General features: G+C 75.2%; 17 protein-coding genes. 10 read left to right on the plus strand and 7 right to left on the minus strand.

Annotation, left to right across the window (positions count from 1 at the left end; all coding sequences use genetic code 11):
- Positions 1 to 94: 94 nt before the first annotated feature.
- Entirely contained in the window at positions 95 to 313 is a 219-nt protein-coding gene (locus OO47_RS11615; RefSeq protein WP_030207731.1) for an MbtH family protein, read from the minus strand.
- 740 nt (positions 314 to 1,053) lie between these two features.
- Between OO47_RS11615 and OO47_RS33935 the strand changes: the two genes are divergently transcribed.
- Positions 1,054 to 1,476: an SsgA family sporulation/cell division regulator gene (locus tag OO47_RS33935; protein ID WP_051715411.1), complete on the plus strand. Its 423-nt coding sequence runs from the start codon at positions 1,054 to 1,056 to the stop codon at positions 1,474 to 1,476.
- A gap of 69 nt (positions 1,477 to 1,545) precedes the next feature.
- Positions 1,546 to 2,523: an oxygenase MpaB family protein gene (locus OO47_RS11625; protein WP_078489595.1), complete on the plus strand. Its 978-nt coding sequence runs from the start codon at positions 1,546 to 1,548 to the stop codon at positions 2,521 to 2,523.
- Here OO47_RS11625 and OO47_RS11630 read toward each other — a convergent pair.
- Together OO47_RS11630 and OO47_RS11635 are read right to left on the minus strand one after the other, a co-directional pair.
- Positions 2,492 to 2,842, minus strand: a complete 351-nt coding sequence (locus OO47_RS11630) for a hypothetical protein (protein ID WP_030207739.1) — start codon at positions 2,840 to 2,842, stop codon at positions 2,492 to 2,494. The two genes, OO47_RS11625 and OO47_RS11630, sit on opposite strands and share 32 nt — an antisense overlap.
- Entirely contained in the window at positions 2,782 to 3,909 is a 1,128-nt protein-coding gene (locus OO47_RS11635) for a serine/threonine-protein kinase (protein ID WP_063831895.1), read from the minus strand. Before OO47_RS11635 ends, OO47_RS11630 begins: the two co-directional genes overlap by 61 nt.
- Positions 3,910 to 4,349: 440 nt before the next feature.
- On the opposite strand from OO47_RS11635, the gene OO47_RS11640 reads away from it, so the two are divergent.
- On the plus strand, positions 4,350 to 5,585 hold the full coding sequence (locus OO47_RS11640) for an FAD-dependent oxidoreductase (protein WP_030207745.1): 1,236 nt from the start codon (positions 4,350 to 4,352) through the stop codon (positions 5,583 to 5,585).
- Between the two features lie 34 nt (positions 5,586 to 5,619).
- On the opposite strand, the gene OO47_RS11645 is transcribed toward OO47_RS11640, so the two are convergent.
- Entirely contained in the window at positions 5,620 to 6,210 is a 591-nt protein-coding gene (locus tag OO47_RS11645) for a lytic polysaccharide monooxygenase auxiliary activity family 9 protein (protein ID WP_030207748.1), read from the minus strand.
- A 365-nt stretch (positions 6,211 to 6,575) separates the two neighbouring features.
- Between OO47_RS11645 and OO47_RS36105 the strand changes: the two genes are divergently transcribed.
- Both OO47_RS36105 and OO47_RS11655 read left to right on the plus strand, forming a co-directional pair.
- Positions 6,576 to 11,036, plus strand: a complete 4,461-nt coding sequence (locus OO47_RS36105; RefSeq protein ID WP_051715413.1) for a DEAD/DEAH box helicase — start codon at positions 6,576 to 6,578, stop codon at positions 11,034 to 11,036.
- A 76-nt stretch (positions 11,037 to 11,112) separates the two neighbouring features.
- Positions 11,113 to 11,379, plus strand: a complete 267-nt coding sequence (locus OO47_RS11655) for a DUF4235 domain-containing protein (RefSeq protein ID WP_030207755.1) — start codon at positions 11,113 to 11,115, stop codon at positions 11,377 to 11,379.
- A 72-nt stretch (positions 11,380 to 11,451) separates the two neighbouring features.
- Here the strand turns inward: OO47_RS11655 and OO47_RS11660 are convergent, their stop codons facing one another.
- On the minus strand, positions 11,452 to 12,549 hold the full coding sequence (locus OO47_RS11660) for a glutamate--cysteine ligase (RefSeq protein WP_030207757.1): 1,098 nt from the start codon (positions 12,547 to 12,549) through the stop codon (positions 11,452 to 11,454).
- Between the two features lie 248 nt (positions 12,550 to 12,797).
- Between OO47_RS11660 and OO47_RS11665 the strand changes: the two genes are divergently transcribed.
- Positions 12,798 to 13,826 (plus strand): S66 family peptidase, encoded by a 1,029-nt coding sequence (locus OO47_RS11665; RefSeq protein ID WP_033208841.1) that lies wholly within the window; start codon positions 12,798 to 12,800, stop codon positions 13,824 to 13,826.
- Between the two features lie 24 nt (positions 13,827 to 13,850).
- On the opposite strand, the gene OO47_RS11670 is transcribed toward OO47_RS11665, so the two are convergent.
- Positions 13,851 to 14,531: a DUF4230 domain-containing protein gene (locus OO47_RS11670; RefSeq protein ID WP_030207766.1), complete on the minus strand. Its 681-nt coding sequence runs from the start codon at positions 14,529 to 14,531 to the stop codon at positions 13,851 to 13,853.
- 181 nt (positions 14,532 to 14,712) lie between these two features.
- Here OO47_RS11670 and OO47_RS11675 point away from each other — a divergent pair, with 181 nt between their 5' ends.
- Positions 14,713 to 15,336, plus strand: a complete 624-nt coding sequence (locus tag OO47_RS11675; protein ID WP_199812294.1) for a VanZ family protein — start codon at positions 14,713 to 14,715, stop codon at positions 15,334 to 15,336.
- A 10-nt stretch (positions 15,337 to 15,346) separates the two neighbouring features.
- On the plus strand, positions 15,347 to 15,826 hold the full coding sequence (locus tag OO47_RS11680) for a diadenosine tetraphosphate hydrolase (RefSeq protein WP_030207771.1): 480 nt from the start codon (positions 15,347 to 15,349) through the stop codon (positions 15,824 to 15,826).
- A 239-nt stretch (positions 15,827 to 16,065) separates the two neighbouring features.
- Here the strand turns inward: OO47_RS11680 and OO47_RS36110 are convergent, their stop codons facing one another.
- Positions 16,066 to 16,374, minus strand: a complete 309-nt coding sequence (locus OO47_RS36110; protein ID WP_030207776.1) for a hypothetical protein — start codon at positions 16,372 to 16,374, stop codon at positions 16,066 to 16,068.
- Between the two features lie 152 nt (positions 16,375 to 16,526).
- Here OO47_RS36110 and OO47_RS11690 point away from each other — a divergent pair, with 152 nt between their 5' ends.
- Together OO47_RS11690 and OO47_RS11695 are read left to right on the plus strand one after the other, a co-directional pair.
- Complete coding sequence (locus OO47_RS11690) at positions 16,527 to 17,204, plus strand: hypothetical protein (protein ID WP_030207778.1); 678 nt, start codon at positions 16,527 to 16,529, stop codon at positions 17,202 to 17,204.
- Positions 17,205 to 17,315: 111 nt separating this feature from the next.
- Positions 17,316 to 18,389 carry a hypothetical protein gene (locus OO47_RS11695; RefSeq protein WP_030207781.1) on the plus strand — a complete coding sequence of 358 codons (1,074 nt, stop codon included), beginning with the start codon at positions 17,316 to 17,318 and terminating at the stop codon, positions 18,387 to 18,389.
- The last annotated feature ends 46 nt before the right edge of the window (positions 18,390 to 18,435 follow it).

An 18,435-nucleotide genomic window follows, 5' to 3' on the forward strand; every position in this document is an offset into this window, starting at 1 on the left:
GAGCGAAATCGCTCATCATGTGCGCGAAGTTGACAGCCGGGTCACCGGAAGCAGGCCCTGACCTGCACAATGCCTCCGGTGACCCGGCGGGGCGTCAGCCCGCTTCGGCCTCCATCGCCGCCACCAGGCTGGCGGGGCGCATGTCGGTCCAGACGCTCTCGATACGCTCCAGACACTCCTGGCGCGACCCCTCGGTCCCCTCGCGGTCCCAGCCGCCGGGGACGTCGAGATGCGCGGGCCAGAGGGAGTACTGGGCTTCATGGTTCACCAGTACGACGAAGCGACCCGACTCGTCATCGAAGGGATTGCTCACGTTCCCACCCGTTCTCGATATCTTGTTCCATTCTTTTCACGCGCGGTTCACCCGGTCGCACCGGGCGGCCGAAACGGGATTCCCCCCGGACTCCGCAGCGCGCGCAGCTCCCCCCAAGGGCTTCGCCACGATCACGGAGGCCGGCGGTCCACCCGCTCCGGATCGGGACGACGAGCGCCCCCGGCCAAGACTTCCCCCTAAAGCGGAACTCACTCCGATCACATTAAAGGATCCACCTCGGCCAAGGATGTGGACTCTCATGTTACTTCCCAGTAATCCATCGGACGGAAAGCCGAGAAAGGGTGACGGTCATATGCCAAGCGCCACCTCGTGCTGGATATCCGGCCATCGAAAGCCCGTTTTACGTTCGCTTGTCCGCCTATCACCCACGCCATTCCGGCTGACCGCCCGACGCACCCGCCGGCTCCCCGTTACGCCCCCCACCGGCTCGCCACGCTCCCGTGCGCCGGGCATGCGCCCCGCCCGACAGGCAACCTCAAGCCGGAAAAAGCGCTCCCTCCGGCCATCGCGGCACACTCCGGGCGGCCGGTTGACGACGCTCCTCCGCCCCCGGCCTCACCCCTCGGAAGGGTGGTCCGCCGAGAACGGTTGACGGTCACCACGGTTTCTCGACAGATCCCCCTCCGTAACCGCACACTTCCGTGGAGTGATCACGGCTCACGGGGTAACCGCACCGGGAAGCGCCACCGCCCCGGGTGGCGTCCGAAGTTGGAGCCCCCGTGTCCCGTCCCGTTTCCCCCGTCCCGCCGGCCTGCCGCGAGATCAAGTGGAGGACGACCGCCTTCCTGCTCACCGACTCCTGCCGCGTCCCCCTCGGGGCCACCGTCCACTACCGGTCCCGCTCCCCCTTCGTCATCACCCTCACCCTCCACACCCCGACGGGCGACACGGTGTGGCACCTGGACCGCGACATGTTCCTGGCCGGCACCGAAGGCCCCGTCGGCATCGGCGAGGTGCGCATCAGCCCCGCTCCCTACGACCGGGTCGTGCTGCGCCTGGGCGACCCCGCCCGGTCCGTTCTGATCAGCCTCGGGCGCGGACCCGCGCTGCGCTGGCTGAACACGACGTACACCGTCGTGCCCTCGGGCTCCGAGAGTTCCCACATCGACTGGCGACCGCTCCTCGACGCCCTCGCCGACTGACCCCGGGGCGCCGCGACCGGGCACCCGCCGTCCCCGACGGCCTCGCCACGGCGGGCGCATACTGACCCTGTGGAGTGGTCGCCCCCCTTCGTGGACGACCTGAGGGAACGGCTCGGGAGCGAGCTCTTCCGGCGCGTCGCCGGGCCCTCGGGCGAGAAGACGCGCGCCCGCGTCCACGACACCCCGGGGCCGCGGTGGTTCGGCCCGGACCGGCCGATCCGCACCGTCCACGGCGACGCGGCGATGTTCGCCGGGGGCCTGACGGCGCTGCTGCTGCAGTCGCTGCACCCGTCGGCCATGGCGGCCGTGGCGGCCCATTCCGGGTTCCGGGGCGATCCGTGGGGAAGGCTGCAGCGGACCAGCACCTTCCTCGCGGTCACGACGTTCGGCACGGCCGACGACGCGCGGCACGCGGTGGAGCGCGTGCGCGCGGTCCACGAGCGGGTACGGGGCACGGCGCCCGGAGGACTGCCGTACCGGGCCTCCGATCCGCACCTCCTGGGCTGGGTGCACGTGGCGGAGGTCCACAGCTTCCTGCGGGCCCACCTGCGCTACGGAGCGGCGCCGCTCACCCGTTCGGACTGCGACGGCTACCTGGCGGACACGGCCCGGATCGCCGAGGAGCTGGGAGCGGAGCGGCCGCCCCGGAACCTGGCCGAGCTGGCGCGGCGCCTCGAGGCGTACCGCGGCGAACTCGGCGGCACCCGCGAGGCCCGGGAGGCCGCCCGGTTCCTGCTGCGGGACCCGCCGATCCCCCGGCGGGCCCGGGCGCCGTACGCGCTGCTCGCGGCGGGGGCGGTGGAGCTGCTGCCGCCGTGGGCCCTCCGGGAGCTGGGGCTCCCGCCGCTGCCCCGGCCCGCGCGGGCGGCCGCGCGGGCGGGCGGACGGCTGGCGGTCGGCGGGATCCGCTGGGCGATGGCCCCGCCCCCGGCCCGCCCGCCCCGCCCTCCTCGTGCACCGCGTGGGCGGACCGCCGGAGGGGAGGGGCGCGAGCCGGGACGCGACAGCGGGACGCCTACCGGAAGAACGCCAGGTAGTAGTCCGTGAACGTCATGCGGTGCCGTCCGTCCTCGTCGGCGGTCCCGGGGACGAACTCCGGGGCGTTCTCTATCTGTTCCCTGGTGCAGCCGACGAAGACCGTCTCCGTCTCCCGGTCCACGGCGGTGACGGCCCCCGCGGGGATCACGACCTGGCGGCCGAGGATCCAGGGGCCGGTGTCCACGACCAGGTGGTACCGGCCGGCCTCGGCGGAGTGCTTGTCGATCTTTCCTATTCCGCCGTCCGTCGCTTCGACCGCGTAACCGGTCAGGTCCGTGTCGGTCGCGTGGAGGACGGTCCCGGGGAAGGTCCAGATGTCGGGGTGCACGATTGGTTCCTCTCTGTTGGATTCGGGCAGGCCGGGTCGGACAGGGTGCCGATGGACCCGGTCAGGGTCGCGCCGAGCACGGCCAGCGCCGCGCAGGCGGCGAGCGCGCGGCCGGAGCGGCGGGGAGCGGGGTCCGGTGACGGCGCGGTGTCCGCCGCCGTCCGGCCGCCACGCGGAGTCCGGGCGCCTTCCGGAGTACCGGGGGCGCCGGGGCCGTCGGCGAGGGGCGGCACGCCGCCCCCGCCCGGCAGGGCCGCCAGCGTACGGAAGCAGGCGTCGGCGTCGGGCCGGCCGGTCTCGTCCGGGTCCGTCATGGCCTCCAGGAGTCCGGCGAGGTCCGCGGGGAGGCCGGTGGGAACGACGGGGGGCCGGTGCAGCCTGGCGACCGCGGCCTCCAAGGGGGCTCCCCCGTACTCCAGTTCGCCCTTGAGCGATTCGAGGAGCACCAGGCCGAGGCTGTAGACGTCCGCCGCCGGTCCGGCTCCCCTGCCGAGGACCTGCTCCGGCGCCATGTAGGCGGCGGTTCCCACGAGGGGACCGGTCTCGGTGCGGGCGGCGGGGTCGAGCAGCCGGGATATGCCGAAGTCGGTCAGGTACGGGAGGCCCGTGTCGTCCAGGAGGACGTTCGACGGCTTGACGTCCCGGTGCACGACGCCGGTCGCGTGCACGTGGGCGAGCGCGGAGGCGAGTGCGGCTCCGGTCCGGGCGGTCTCGCGAGGCGTGAGGGGCGACGCGGCGATGCGCCGGCGCAGGGTCGTCCCCCTGACGAGCTGCATCACGAGGTAGGGCCGCCCCTCCTCCTGCCCGGAGTCGTACAGGGTCACGAGCCCGGGGTGCCGCATCCGGGCCAGCAGGCGGCCCTCGTCCTCGACGCGGTCCCCCGCCGGGAGTTCGCCGCCCGGCCGGAAGAACTTGACCGCCACCGGTCGCCGCAGGCGCAGGTCCAGCGCCTCGTACACGTCGGCCGCGCCTCCGCGTCCCAGCAGACCGTCGAGCCGGTACCGTCCGGCGACCGCGTGGGCCGTGAGCCGGAGGTCCGGTCGGACCGACCATGGACGGGCCATCATCGACGCTCCCTGCGTTGCGTTGCCGTCTTCCGCCGTTCGCCCGCCCGCAGGTGCGCCGGCCGTCCCGGACCGGTGCGCGTTCCGGGCCGCGGGCGCCACTCGTGCGCGGGTACGCGAGTACGCGTGCCCCGGGAGCGCCGGGGCATCCCCGTACGGGAAAGGGGAATTCGGCGGAGGGGCCGCCGGGCCGGACACTCGGAGGAGCGGCGCGCCCTCCCCCGGCGGACCGCGCGTCCGCCGTAACGTGACGGCCCGGCGGCCCGGCGGACCGGCGGACCGGCAGTCCGGCAGTCCGGCAGTCGGCAGTCCGGCAGTCCGGCAGTCCGGCAGTCGGCAGTCCGGCAGTCCGGCAGTCCGGCAGTCGGAGGGTCCGGCGGCCGGAAGGTCCGGTGGTTCAACGGTCCGGCGATTCGGCGATCCGGCGAGGAGTGAGGGCGTTCATGGGGCAGAAGCGAGGCAGCGTCGACGTGGTGGTCGTCGGAGCGGGGGCCGCCGGTCTGGCCTGCGCGGCCGATCTGGTCGCGGGCGGGCTCCGGGTGGAGCTGCTGGAGGCCTCCGACGCCGTGGGCGGCCGGATGCGCACCGACCGGGTCGCGGGCTTCACCGCCGACCGGGGCTTCCAGGTGTTCAACACCTCCTATCCGCAGGTGAAGAGGCGCCTCGACCTGCGGGCCCTGCGGCTGAGGCCGTTCACGCCGGGCGTACTCGTGCACACCGACGACGGGTTCCGCCGCTTCGTCGACCCCACCCGCCGTCCCCGCGAGGGGCGGGACCTGCTGCCCGGCCGGCTCGCGTCGGCACGGGACCTGGCCGCCCTGGGCGTGCTGTCGGCCCGGGACGTCCTGGCACCGGCCCGGTACCTGCGGAGCCGTCCCGACGCCACCACCCTCACCGCCCTGGCCGACGCGGGCGTTTCGGCGGACTTGGTGGAGACCTTCTTCCGGCCGTTCCTCTCGGGGATCTTCCTGGAGGACGAGTTGGAGACCTCCGCCCGCTTCTTCCACCTCGTCTGGCGCACCATGCTGCGCGGCACCCTGTGCCTGCCGGCCGACGGCATCGGAGCCGTACCCGCGCAGTTGGCGTCCGGGCTTCCCGCCGGTGTGCTGCGCACCGGGGAGCCGGTCGCGGCGCTCACCGACCGGGGTGCGGCCCTGGCCGGCGGCGGCGAGGTGGCCGCCCGCGCGGTCGTGGTCGCCACCGGCCAGCGCGCCGCCGCCCGGCTGCTCCCCGGTCTGGACGTGCCGGCCGGACGGGTCGTCACGACCCTGTACCACGCGGCGGAGCGCTCCCCGCTGTCCGAGCCGACCCTGGTGGTCGACGCGCGGCGCCGGTTCCTCAACACCTGTGTCCTGACCGAGGTGCACCGCGGCTTCTCGCCGGACGGCCGGGCGCTGGTGTCGACCTCCGTCCTCGGAGACCCGGACCGGGAGCGGGAGGCGGCGGTCCTCACGGCCCTCTCCGAGGTGTACGGCACGGACGCCCGGTCCTGGGAGCGGGTGCACCGCGTCGTGGTGCCCGACGCCCTCCCGGCCATGCCCCCGCCCCTCGCGCTGTCGCGCACCGGCCGTTTCGCGCCCGGCCGGTACGTGTGCGGCGACCACCGGGCGACGGGTTCGGTCCAGGGCGCCCTGGCCTCGGGCGCCCGTGCGGCCCGGGAGGTCCTGGCCGACCTGTGAACCGGGCCGCCGCGTGGTCCTCCGGTCCCCGGTGTCAGAAGGTCACGTCGGAGCAGGCGTAGAAGGCGTTGCCGGTGTCGGCGACGTTCCAGACGCCGAGGATGAGGTGCCGGCCGCTCTTCTGGGGCAGGACGCCCGTGTGGGTGACCGTGGCGCCGGGCCGCTGTCCGCCGAAGGGCACCGTCAGGAACGGCTGCGGGTCCAGGTCGGCCCTGGTCAGCGGCTTGGTCGGGTCCCAGCCGTCCTTGGTGACGTAGTAGCGGAAATCGGTGGTGGCGTGGCGGGCGGTGATCCGCCAGACGAAGGTGTGGTTCCGGCCCGCGCCGAGGGCGGTGGCCGGCCAGTTCCCGCCGCGCGGGTCGTCCAGTTCGGAGAAGCGGCCGTTGCCGCCCGCGCAGATGGTCCCGTCGACCGGGCCGCGCGCGGGGAAGCCCTTGAGCCCTTCGACGCTCGGCGGCTCCCACTGGATCTGCCCGCATCCGCGGACGGTGCCGTTGCCGCACAGCTGCTGACGGCTGACGGGCGAGTCGGTGTAGCCGTGGCCCTGGGCGCTGCCGGTGGCGGCGAGGACGGTTCCGCCGACGAGCCCGAGGCCGAGGAGTAAGGAGGTGATCTTCCTGCGCATGGTGTTGCTCCCGTGGTCCTGGAAGGCGAGTGGGGGCGGACGCGCGTCCCGGGTGTGCCGCCGGTTCGGGGAACGGGGACGGTTCGGGGCACGGAGAACAAGCGGAAGACGCGCGTCCAATGCGGTCTAGACCAAGTGAAAGGCTAGACCGGCCACTTGAACATGTCCATACCAATGAGGGCGCGGGCGCCGCCATCGGGGAGCGGGGCGTCCGCCCGCCCCCGGAACGAGTGACCAGTCCTCACGACCTTGACCGAAAGCGGATGTCGGCGCCCTTCGGTCGCCTTGTCGGGACGGGCGGGGGGGGCGGAAGTTCCTATCCTTTCCGTGTTCGGCTCGTCACTCTTCGCACAGGGAGCTTCTTGTTGGGTACGCAGTCGCAGACGGCCGGGGCGCAGACGCTCGGAGCACAGACGGCCGGGGCACAGGCACTCGGGGCACAGACGGCCGGGGTCGGGACGGGCGCGGCATGGCACGAGCGGGCGCGGGACGTCGTCGCGTCCGGCGGCTTCGACCCGCGCCTCGCGGCCGGGGCGGAGGAGCTGGCGCTCGCGGGCGGGCTGACCCCGCGGGACCTTCGGCTCCTGCTCCTCGTGACGGGTGACCACCCCGGATGGCTCCCCGCCCGGAGACGCGCCCTCACGGCCCTGGACGCCTGCCCCGAGGGACCGTGGCAGGTGCTGGCCCTGCACGCGCGGACGGAGGCCTGGGCACCGCCCGCGTACACGGAGTCCTGCGAGCGGCTGCCGAGCGGGGAGGCCCTTCACCGGGCGGAGCTCCGGATCGGCCCGGCCGACGCGGTCGTGAACGGCCCCGCCCGGACGGGCCCTTCGCCGGAGCGGGCCCGCCGGGCGGCGGCCGACGCCGCGCTCCGGGCCCTGGCCGGCGTCGGTACGGAGCGGCTGCGGCTCCCGGCGATGGCTGCGGAGTCGTTCGACTCCCTGCTGAACACGCGGCTGGAGGGCGCGGACCACCCGGGCGAGGAGCTCCGCGCCGAGCTCGTACGACGGGCGGCCGCCTCGCGCCTGCGGCACCGCGACGCCCTGCGGCTGCTCTTCGACGCGACGGCCCCCGGGTGGCGGGAGGTCCGGCTGCTCGCCCTCGACCACACGGCGCGGACGCCCCCGTCGGCGGCGACCCTGCTGCAGTGGCGGGCCGAGGCGTGCCGTGCCGAGCTCCGCCACACGACGACGGAGCGCTCCGGAGGCTTCGCCTCGGCGTGGAGCTGGGCCGGACCCGACGGCCGGGTCCGCACGGGCCCCGAGCGGTTCTCCGACGACCGCCGCGCGTCCCTGCACACCGCCGCGGTCGCCCTCCTCGCCCTGCTGTGCGGGCTGCCCGAACCATGGGGCCCGGTCGCGGAGAGGTCCCGGAAGGCCCCGCCGCGGATCCGGCCGGTGCCCCGGGGCGAGGATCCGGTGAAGTACCTGAACAAGTACACCCAGCTGGAGGTGATCACGAAGCCGGAGCCGGCCGTCGCCTCCGGGCCCGGGCGCGTCACCTGCACGTACACGTGCCTGCACGTGGCGACGGGCACGGCGGTGCGGGCCACGGGCACGGCGCGCGCGAAGGGGGACGCGCGCCGGGAGGCGGCCGCGGCGCTCCTCGACGAGCTGGTCCGGCTGGACGCGCGGACCGCCCCGCGGCCGGAGCGGCCCGGACCTCCGCCGCCGTCCCCTCCCGTTCCCGTCGTGATCCCGAGGCCCCGGCCCGCGCGACCGGGGGTCGTCCTGCCCGCACCCCGAGCGGAAGCGGTCCCGGCGGCGCCGGGAGCGCCGAAGGACCCGGAGAGCCCGGAGGACCCGGAGAGCCCTGGAAAGCAGGAAGCACCGGAAGCACCGGAAGCACCGGAAGCACCGGAAGCACCGGAAGCACCGGGAATCCTCGCCGCGCCGGCGGAGGGTCCGTCTGCCGCGTCCGTGGCCGGTGAGGCGCTCGCGGCCGGGTGCGCGCTCTCCCTCGTCCCCCCGACCGACGGCGAGCCGGTGGCCGGGATGCTGCTGTACCGGGCCGACGGCGCGCCGATGCCCGGGGTGCCGCTGCCCGCCCCGCTCACCGCGACCGTCCGCCGGCTCGTCGTACCGGCGGCCGGAGGGCCCGTACCGGTGGCCGGTTGGCTGCTGCCCCTCGCCGAGGCCGTGCCGCTGCTGCTCGGGCGGTCCCGGTTCGCCGCGTGGCATCCCACGGCCGTGGAGTGGGAGCAGGCGGCGCGCCTGGGCGTACGGCTCGTGGCCGCCGGGTTCGTCCGTCCGGCGCTCGGCCCCGGCGGGGCCGGCCGGTGGGGGGTCGGTCCCCTGCCGGACGCCGCCTTACAGGCCGTGGACGAGCTGGCGCACCGCCTGTCGCCCCACGCCCATGCCGTCGTCGGCGACGGGCCGACGCGGTCGGCACGGGAAGCGGCCCCGCCCGCGCGATCGGTACGGGAAGCGGCCCCGCCCGCGCGATCGGTACGGGAAGCGGCCCTGCCCGCGCGGGAGGCGGTCCTCGTCTTCCTGCACGCCGTGGCCGACGACCTGGCGCGTGCGCCCGCGGCGGTCGCGCTCGGCCCCGGCCCGTTCCCGGGCCCCGCAGGCGTCCGCGTCCCGCCCGCGGAGGCCGGGGCGGTGGGGCCGCGGCCCGACGCGGGCGAGGACCGGACGGACGACGGACCGCCGCCCGGGCTCGTCCTGGAGATGCGGGAGCCTTCCGAACGGGAGGCGCTGGAGGGGCGCCTGACCGGCCGTCTTCTCCTCACCGCCGGGCCCGGGCGGGAGGAGGGGGACGAGGTCGCGGCCGAGCTGCTCTGGTCGGGGCGCGCCGTCCTCCGCGGCGTCGGCCTGAACCGGTCGCGCGAGCGGGTCGGGCGCCGTCTGGAACGGCTGGAGCGGCTGTGTCCCGGCCTGTCGGGACTGGCCTCACGGCCGGGGGCGTTCACGGTGGACGCGGCGGGAATCGCGCGGCTCCTCGGGGCGGAGGAGGAACTGGCCGCCGCCGGCCTGCGGCTGCGCTGGCCGGACCGCCTGCGCCGGGGCCTCTCCTCGTACGCGGTCGTCGGCGCCGCGACGACCGCCCCCGGTGGGGTCCCCCGGTTCGGTCTCCGGGCGCTGCTGGACTTCCGGTGGCAGCTCGCGCTCGGCGACGACACCCTCGACGAGGCCGAGATGGACGCGCTCGCGGAGGCCGCCCGCCCCCTGGTCCGGGTGCGCGGCCGGTGGGTCCTGCTCGACCCCGCCGTGCGCGCCCGCGTCCGGCGCCGGGAGATCGGCCGGCTGACCGGCACCGACGCGCTCACCGCCGCGCTCACCGGCACCGTCGACGTCGACGGCCGGCGGGTCGCCTGCCGGGCGTCCGGCGACCTGGCCGGTGTCGTCGCCACGCTGCGCCGGGGCGAGCACGTCTCCCCCGTCGCCGTCCCGTCCCTGCTGAGGGCCGTCCCGCGCGGCTACCAGGAGCGGGCCCTGGCGTGGCTCGCCCACACCGGCGGCATCGGGTTCGGTGCCGTCCTCGCCGACGACATGGGCCTCGGCAAGACCCTCACCGCGATCGCCTACGTGCTCCACCGCCACGAGGCCGGGCACACCGGCCCGGTCCTGGTGGTGTGCCCGTCCTCCCTGGTCACCAACTGGCGGCGGGAGATCGACCGGTTCGCCCCGCACCTGGACGTGGTCCGCTACCACGGCGCCGGCCGGAGCCTCGCGGCCGTCGGCGGGCGCACGGTCGTCCTCACCACGTACGGCGTCCTGCGCCGGGACCCGGAGCTCGCGGCCGCTTCCTGGGACCTGGTCGTCGCCGACGAGGCGCAGCACGCCAAGAACCACGCCTCCGCGACCGCCCGGGCCCTGCGGTCGCTCAGCTCCACGGCCCGCCTCGCCCTGACCGGCACCCCCGTGGAGAACAACCTCTCCGAGCTGTGGGCGCTGATCGACTGGGCCAACCCCGGCCTGTTCGGCACGCTGAAGGCCTTCCGGTCCCGCTACGCGGCCGCCGCCGAACGCGAGCCCGGCGGCCCCGCCGCGCAGGCCCTCGCCCGCCTCGTCGCGCCGTTCGTCCTGCGCCGCACCAAGAGCGACCCCGGCATCGCGCCGGAGCTGCCCGCCAAGGTCGAGACGCGCAGGATCGTGGAGCTCACGCCCGAGCAGGTCGTCCTGTACGAGGCCGTGGTCCGGGAGACCCTCGACCGGATCGCCGGCTCCTCCCCCCTCACCCGATCGGGTCTGGTCCTGAAGCTGATCACCGCGCTCAAGCAGATCACCAACCATCCCGCCCACTACCTCCGCGAGCCGCATCCCGGCGCCGCGCACGCGGGCCGGTTCGGGCGGCGGTCGGCCAAGCTGGAGGCGCTGGCCGATCTCGTCGGGACGATCGTCCGGGGCGGCGAGGCCGCCCTCGTCTTCACCGGTTACGTCGCCATGGGCCGGCTCCTGGAGGAGCACCTCGCGCACCTGGGCCACCGCCCGCTGTTCCTGCACGGAGGTCTGGACGCCCGGCGGCGGCAGGAGCTGGTCGACACCTTCCAGGGCGGCGGGGCGCCCCTGCTCCTGCTCTCCCTCAAGGCCGGCGGCACCGGCCTCAACCTGACCCGGGCCAGCCACGTCGTCCACTTCGACCGCAGCTGGAACGCGGCGGTCGAGGACCAGGCGTCCGACCGCGCCCACCGCATCGGGCAGCGGCGGGCCGTCACCGTCCACCGGCTCGTCACCCGGGGCACGATCGAGGACCGGATCGACCGGCTCCTCACCCGCAAACGCGCCTTGCAGAACACGGTCCTGGCCTCCGGCGACACCGGGTTCGCCCGCCTCACCGACCGTGAACTCGCCGAACTCGTCCGCCTGGGGGCGCCCCTGTGACCGCGAGCGCGGGAAACGCATGCGGGTCGGGCGCCGGGGTAGCCGGGGCAGTGACCGGAGGAAAGGAAGAAATGCCATGAAACCGTCACGCCTCGTGTTCAAGCCGCTCTCGCTCGCCGTGAGCGCCGGAACCGGTGTGCTCGCGGGAGCCGCGTTCAAGAAGGCGTGGCAGGTCCTGGGGCACGACGACGACGCCCCCGACGCCACCGACGAGCACCGGGGCTGGCGCGAGGTCCTGATCGCCGCGGCGCTGCACGGCGCGATCTTCGCCGTGGTGAAGGCCGCGGTCGACCGGGGCGGAGCCACGGCGGTGCGCCGGGTGACGGGCACCTGGCCCGCCTGATCCGCACCGCTCACCGGACGGCCCGGAGCGCCGCCCCTTCCCACGGGGGCGGCGCTCCGGGCCTTTCGGGTCTCACTCGGCGGCGGTCGTGATCCGGGCGCAGGCCTTCACGACCTCGTGGAGGTCCAGGCCCTCGTCGCGCAGGGCGCGCTGCCGGTCCGCCCCGCCGCCGTGGGCCAGGTGCGCGGCGATCCCCTTCCGGGCCGCGTCGAGGTCGCCGGTGTCCGCCAGGGCCTCCTCGACGTGGTCCAGGAGGGCTTCGAAGGCCTCTTCGACGGGGGCCTCCCGCAGGGTGACGGGGTGGAGGAGCGGCCCCCGGAGCCCGGACCGGGCGGCCCGCCAGGACGCGAGCCGCAGGAGGCCGGCGGAGACGGGGGCGGGAGGCTCGCCGTCGCGCCAGGCGCGGGCGGCGGTCTCCACCAGGCCGCGGGCGAGGGTCGCGACGAGCACGGTCGTGTCCGGCTCCAGGCAGACGTCGGCGACCCGGATCTCCACGGTCGGGTAGTTCGCGGAGAGGCGGGCGTCGAAGTAGATCATGCCGGAATCCCGCAGGACGCCGGTCCCCACCATGGCCTCGACCTGTTCGTGGTACGCGGCCGGGGTGCCGAACAGCTCGTACGGGCCGGCCGACGGCCAGCGGTTCCAGACCCGGCTGCGGTAGCTGCTGTAGCCGCTGTCCTCGCCCTGCCAGAAGGGGGAGTTCGCGCTGAGCGCGTTCAGGAGGTAGAGCCAGGGCCTGATCCGGTCCAGGACGGCGACCCCCTCCTCGTCGGAGTCCACGGAGACGTGGACGTGGCAGCCGCACGTCAGCTGCTCCTTGGTGGTGAGGGCGAACTGCTCGGCGATCCACTGGTACCTGGCGCCCAGGTGACGGGAGGGCTCGACGGGAACGGGCGAGGTGGCGAGGGCGGCGACGACCGCGTCGGACTCCCGGGCGTACCGCAGCGCCTCGCCCCGCCACCGTACGATCTCCTTCCGCATCTCCGCCATGTCCGTCAGCGGCTGGGTGGAGAACTCCAGCTGTTCCTGGTGCAGCTCCTTCTCGAAGACCTCCCCCGCCTCCTCGCCGCGCAGGGCCGCCGACGCCAGCACCGCCGACGACACGGCGAACGGCTCGCCCGTCCTGGCGTTGACGAGCATCAGCTCTTCCTCGACTCCTACCGTGCGCATCGGCTCTCCCCTACGACAGCGAACGCCCCGCGCCGCCGGCCTCCGGAAGGGGCCGCGAGCGGTGCGAGACAGTGACTTTCTCCCGCGTATGCCCACTTCCGTGTCCGCGACGCACTTCGCACCCCCTCTCTCAACAGGCGTTTTCAACTCCTCGGTCACGCAACCGAGTCCCGTGTCCGCGTCCGGGGCGCCCGTCCGTCCACGTGCGCCGAAAACCGGTGCAGCGGCGCCGCGCCAGAATCCGGCGCATGGCCGTTCGATACCCCCGTCCCCTGCGCCCCGGCGACCGCATCGGCGTCACCTCCCCGTCCAGCGGAGTCCCGGAAGAGTTGCGGGCGCGCCTCGACGTGGCGGTCCGCGCGGTGGAGTCACGGGGGTACGAGGTGGTCGTCGGCCGCTGCGTGGACGGCGCCGGCCACGTCAGCGCTCCCGCCGCCGAGCGCGCGGACGAGCCGATGTCGATGCTGACGGATCCCGGCATCGCGGCGGTGGTGCCGCCGTGGGGCGGGGAGACGGGGATCGACCTGCTGCCGCTGCTCGACCTGGACCGGCTGCGGGAAGCCGAGCCGACCTGGCTCGTCGGCTTCTCCGACCTGTCGACCCTGCTCGCGCCGCCGACCCTGCTCACCGGGGTGGCGACCGTGCACGGGAACAACCTGATGGACACCCCCTACCGGGTGCCCGAGGGACTGCTCTCCTGGCTCGACGTCGTCGCCGCCCCTCGGGGGCACCGGTTCACGCAGATCCCGCCGAACCGCTTCCGGGCCGCGGGCCGGGACGACCACCGCACCGACCCCGAGGTGCGCGAGTTCACGCTGGACACGTCCGGCGGATGGACCAGGCTGGACGCGGACGGGGACGTGGAGGCCGGGGGACGCCTGATCGGGGGCTGCGTCGAGATGCTGTGCAACCTCGCGGGGACGCCCTGGCTCGACGTCCGGGAGTTTGCGCGGGCCGAGTCCCCGGAGGGGCTTCTGGTGTACGTGGAGGCCGGGGGCGACGACGCGTTCGCCATCTGCCGGAACCTGCACGGGATGCGGCTGGCCGGGTTCTTCGATGCGGCGAACGCGGTGCTCGTCGGCCGGACCTCGGCGCCCGGCACCACCTCGCTCACCCAGCACGAGGCCGTGCTCGACGCGCTCGGGCCGCTGGGGGTGCCGATCGTCGCCGGCGTCGAGTGCGGGCACGTCCCGCCGTACCTGCCCCTGGTCAACGGGGCGCGGGGGCGGGTCGTGCACACCTCGGCGCGCAGCGAGCTGACCCGGACGCCGGACTGAGGCCCCGGCCCCGGGTGCAGGGGGTCAGCCGTAGGTGACGGTGACCTTCTCGAAGCCGAGGGCGCGAAGGAGCCCCTGGAGCATGGCGGTGGTGTTCCGTTCCGCCCGGCTGGTCAGGTCGCTCTCCTTAGCGGCCTCGCCGATGCGCTGGGCGGCCAGGATGTTGACGGCCTGCTCGCCCGCCGGGTTGTCGGAGAAGAGGTCGCCGAGCCGGTCGAGGAGTCCCCGCTGCTTGGAGACCGCGTAGGACCGCTCGGGGTCGAGGTACGGCCGGTCGAGCCGGGCGTGCGGCAGGCGGAGGGTGGCGGTGGTGCGCTCCTCGTCGACGGTGACGGCGTCCCCGGCGAGGCCCGAGAAGTCGACGTGGGCGCCGACGCTGCCGCTGGCGACGTACAGCGTGCGGGTGCCGCGGATCGCGTCGGGCAGGAACCGGGCGTCCTTCTCCAGGTCGACCACGACCTGGTAGGTGCCGACGGCCCCCTCGTGGCGGTTCATGTCCTGGATCGACTTCAGGACGGCGGGGCCGGAGCGGTCCTTGGTCTCGGTCCCGAACAGGTCGCCCAGGCCGGGCGGCTGGAAGAACCTGCCCAGCAGGACCAGCACCAGGATCAGGGCGAGGAGTCCGGCCGCGAGGGGCCATCCGCGGGTGGCGCGTCCGGGCCGTCGGGGCTCGCGCGTGGGTCTGCTCTCCGTGTCTTCTCCCATGCGCGTCTCGTGCCCGCCGCGCTTCCGTGCATGCACAACGCGGCCGTATCCACGGCTCGTTGGTGCTCCCGGGGCGGTTGTGGACGTTGTCGTGCCGGCCCGGTGCGCACGGGTTGCGACGCCGCTTCCCGGGTATCCGCACCTCCTCGGAGAGGCCTGACGATGGGGGCGGAGCATGAGGATGTGGAGACGGAGCCGGAGCGCGGACGGGGCGGTGGAGGGTTCCGTACCTCCCGAGCCGCCCCGGGAGGAGCCGCTCCTGGAGAAGCCGCCCCTGGAGGAACCGCGTCGGCCGGGCCGGGTGGTCCGGGTGCTGGTGGCGCTGGTCGCCCTCGTGGGGATGGTGGCGTTCGCGATCGTCCTGGCCAGGCTCACCCTGAACGCGTCGCCGGCGTCCGTGCCCCTGACTCACAACAACCTGACGCCGGGCAGCTCCATCCGCGCGTACCTGGGGCAGCCGGAGTTCGTGGAGACGGTGAAGCAGCTGGGCGGCAACGTGCTGCTCGGCGTGCCGTTCGGCATCCTGCTGCCGCTGCTCTCGCGCAGGACCCGCGGCCTGGTGCGCGTGGCCCTGCTCACGATCGTGACGATGCTGCTCGTCGAGCTGGTCCAGGGCGCCCTCATCACGGGACGCGCCTTCGACATCGACGACGTCATGCTCAACACCAGCGGCGCGCTGCTCGGCTACCTGCTCGTCGGGCGGCGCCTGGGCCGCGCGGTGCACCCGCGCGTCCGGCGCCGGTGGTGGCAGCGGGGCACCGTCCGGCGCAAGGGCTCCGAAAGGGCTTTGACGGCCGACAGGTAGCCTCACGGGCATGACGGACGACTGGCGGAAAGACCGGATCGGGACCGCGCTGCGAGGCGAGAACCCCACGGTGCTGCGGCGTCTGGACGCCTCCTTCGCGGTGATCGGCGACGTGCAGTTCCTGCCGGGCTACTCGGTGCTCCTCGTGGACGAACCGGACGTGCGGCGGCTGTCCGGGCTGCCGAGGGCGAAGCGGCTGGCGTTCCTCACCGGGATGGACCGGCTCGGCAAGGCGGTCGAGCGGGCCTGCCGGCGTCTGGATCCGGCCTTCCGCCGGGTCGACCTGGAGATCCTGGGGAACACCGATCCGTTCCTGCACGCGCACGTGTGGCCGCGTTTCGACTGGGAGCCGGCCGAGTTCGTGGGCAGGCCGGTGTGGCTGTACCCGCCCGACCGGTGGAGCGACGAGCGGTTCCGGCTCGGCCCGCGGCACGACGCCCTGCGGGACGCGATCGGCGAGGAGCTGGACCGGCTGCGGACGACGGTCTGAGACCGACCGGCCGGGGCAGGCGGCTCAGGGCCCGCCGGACCGAGGGCAGGGGCTCAGGGGCGGACGCATCGGGGACGGCCGCCCGGACCGAGGGCAGGGACTCAGGGACCGGCGATGAGCGGCCCGAGCCGCATCGCCGGCCACGGCTTGCGGCCGCCGGCCCGCATCCGCCCGCTCGCGACCGCCTTCCAGCGTCTTCGCGCGCTCCTCGCCGCCGAACAGGGTCACGGCCCGGGCGTTCACGGCCGTGACGCGTGCGACGAAGGTCCCCCGCCGGACGGCAGGACGCCCTCCCGGTCCACCGCCTCGTCGGGTGAGACGAGGGAGGCGTACGCGAGGTGCACGGCCGCCAGGTGGGCGCCGACGTCGCCGACCGACCACGCGGGGACCCCCGATCCCGCGTCCGGGACGGGCACGGCGCGCAACGACCCGACCAGGTTCGGGATCGCGGCGGCCGGCCCGGCGCGGGCCCGCTCCTGCTCGGTGACGGGATCGAACGCGTGACGGTGCCCGTACCACTCCCCCAAGGCGCGGACGGAGCCGAACATTACCGCCGAGTAGCCCTTCTGTGACAGCCCTCGCGCCGCGCGGGTCCCCCCTCGGACCGCCAAGCTCAGAAGTGGCTCAACTCCCTTGTCGGAAGGGGTTCGTACGGGCAGTGTCGGCCCCACCATCGACCAATGGCCCGGGGGAACGCATCATGAGGATCGAGAAGAGCCGCCTCGCGGCGGGCGCCGTCGTCGCCGCGCTGCTCGCGGGCACGACCGCCTGCACGTCCGGCGGGGAGCCGGCCGCCCGGGCCCGGCCGGCGGCCGCCCCCGCGTGCGGGAACGGCGTCTACACGTGGTCCGACGTGGACCGGCGGAGCGTCCTGACCGGGGTCGCCGAGAAGCAGACGCTCGGCGAGGGGGGCGGCGCGCTCACGCACGAGGTGAGGCCCCTGCGCACACCGCGCGTCGCGGTCGACTTCGACCGGGGGCCGAGGATCGACGCGAAGGCCGTGCTCCGCTCGCTGGGCGCCCGCACCGGGGACGTCGGGGCCGACGGCGACGCCACCGGGTTCACCGACGTCCACCGGCCCGCACCGGATCCGCGGACGGGCGGTACCGAGATGGAGGGCGCCGGGACCTTCGTGACCTACTCCTGGGTGGAGCAGGTCGTCGCCGACTTCCAGTACACCTGCGGGAGCGGCGAGCGGTCGACGGGCCGCGCGACGAGCTGGGTCGTCGACGGCTCGGGGGTCCTGGAGTGCTCCGTGCCCGTCGAGGGCGCGAAGGAGGGGGACCCGGCCCTGGCCGCGGCCCGCTTCTCCTGCGGCCCGCACGCCCCGGCCGCCGCGCCCGGCGAGGGCCGGCCCGTACGCCGGGCGTCCTCGTGAGCGGGCCGGCGCGGACGGAGGCCGTGCCGTGGTGTTCCGCCGCGCGCAACGGGACGTGCGGCGCCCCCGCCGGGGGCGCCGGTCGGACGACGGGCACACAGGGGGGTTGTCGTGGATGACGTGCTCTACGGCGAGCAGTCGTGGAATCCGCTGGCGCGGATCGTCGGGCTGACCGAGGACGGTCTGCGCAGGGGCGGCAGGACCACGCCCCTGAAGGAGCTGAACCTCACCGCCATGGCCGAGGCCTTCCTGCGCGGCCGGTGGCTCGGCGGCGGCGGGTCGGAACGCCCGCTGGCCGGGTTGCCGGAGGGGCCCGGAATCGTCCCCGTGACCCGCGTCACCGGGACCGGTACGCCGGTGAAGGTGCGCCGGGCCGCCGAGTTCGCCCGCGCCCTGGGCGAGTTGGCGGTACGGCGGAGCGGCGGGCCGGAGGGGGTGGCCGGGGCGGCGGCCCGGGCCCGGGCCGAGGGCGTGCCGCTGTGGATGGCGCGGCGGTACGCGGAGGGGCCCGCCGGGCCGGTCGCCGTCGCCGTGGACCGGCGCCTGGTGCGCGTGGACGTGTTCGGCGCGCACGCCCCCGTCGTACGGCTCCGGGCGCCCCACGGCTTCCGCGCCGACTCCCCCGACGCGTCCAAGGGCCTGCGCCTGACCGTCGGCGACACCCCGGCGAGGCTCGTCCTCACGAAGAAGCTGCGCAGGTCGAAGAGCTCGGTGGAGGCGTGGCTGCCGGGGCAGCACTGGGTGCTGCGGCGGGAGAGCTCGGGGAGTTCCTGGCTGCTGCGCGGCGAGCGGCGCGTCGCCCTGCTGACCCGGCTCCCGTCCCGGCCGGTGCTCGAACCGGGGACGGTCCTGCTGCCGCTCGGCCCGGTGCGGTACGAGACCTCCGACCCGCTGGACGCCGCCATGGCGCACGCCTTCGCCACCGCCTTCGGCCTCGGGGACACCACGGGCTCGGCCCGCTTCCGGTCGCAGCGGGTGCCGGCGGGCGGGGGCGAGCCGATCGCCGTGGACGAGTGGTGGGGCCGCCCCTGGTTCAGCAACCTCGGCGGCGGGGGCGAGGACAACGAGCCCGGCGGCAACGACGGCTGGGGCTCGGACGGCGGCGACGGCGGCAGCGGGGGCTCCGGCGGAGGCGACGGCGGAGGCGGTGGTGACGGCGGGGGCGGTGGCGGCGGCGGCGACTAGGGCCTGTCCGGCCTTGGCCCGCCGGGCGGTCCCGGGTCTCTCTTTC

The sequence above is a fragment of the Streptomyces bikiniensis genome, assembly GCF_000716625.1.
Taxonomy (GTDB): Bacteria; Actinomycetota; Actinomycetes; order Streptomycetales; family Streptomycetaceae; genus Streptomyces; species Streptomyces bikiniensis.

What these genes read in the sequence shown, in the direction of transcription:
- OO47_RS11640 (WP_030207745.1), top strand. Translation starts at nt 4,350, where the DNA reads ATGGGGCAGAAGCGAGGCAGCGTCGACGTGGTGGTCGTCGGAGCGGGG.
- OO47_RS11675 (WP_199812294.1), top strand. Translation starts at nt 14,713, where the DNA reads ATGTGGAGACGGAGCCGGAGCGCGGACGGGGCGGTGGAGGGTTCCGTA.
- OO47_RS11670 (WP_030207766.1), bottom strand. Translation starts at nt 14,531, where the DNA reads ATGGGAGAAGACACGGAGAGCAGACCCACGCGCGAGCCCCGACGGCCC.
- OO47_RS11665 (WP_033208841.1), top strand. Translation starts at nt 12,798, where the DNA reads ATGGCCGTTCGATACCCCCGTCCCCTGCGCCCCGGCGACCGCATCGGC.
- OO47_RS11680 (WP_030207771.1), top strand. Translation starts at nt 15,347, where the DNA reads ATGACGGACGACTGGCGGAAAGACCGGATCGGGACCGCGCTGCGAGGC.
- OO47_RS11635 (WP_063831895.1), bottom strand. Translation starts at nt 3,909, where the DNA reads ATGATGGCCCGTCCATGGTCGGTCCGACCGGACCTCCGGCTCACGGCC.
- OO47_RS11690 (WP_030207778.1), top strand. Translation starts at nt 16,527, where the DNA reads ATGAGGATCGAGAAGAGCCGCCTCGCGGCGGGCGCCGTCGTCGCCGCG.
- OO47_RS11655 (WP_030207755.1), top strand. Translation starts at nt 11,113, where the DNA reads ATGAAACCGTCACGCCTCGTGTTCAAGCCGCTCTCGCTCGCCGTGAGC.
- OO47_RS36110 (WP_030207776.1), bottom strand. Translation starts at nt 16,374, where the DNA reads ATGTTCGGCTCCGTCCGCGCCTTGGGGGAGTGGTACGGGCACCGTCAC.
- OO47_RS11660 (WP_030207757.1), bottom strand. Translation starts at nt 12,549, where the DNA reads ATGCGCACGGTAGGAGTCGAGGAAGAGCTGATGCTCGTCAACGCCAGG.
- OO47_RS11645 (WP_030207748.1), bottom strand. Translation starts at nt 6,210, where the DNA reads ATGCGCAGGAAGATCACCTCCTTACTCCTCGGCCTCGGGCTCGTCGGC.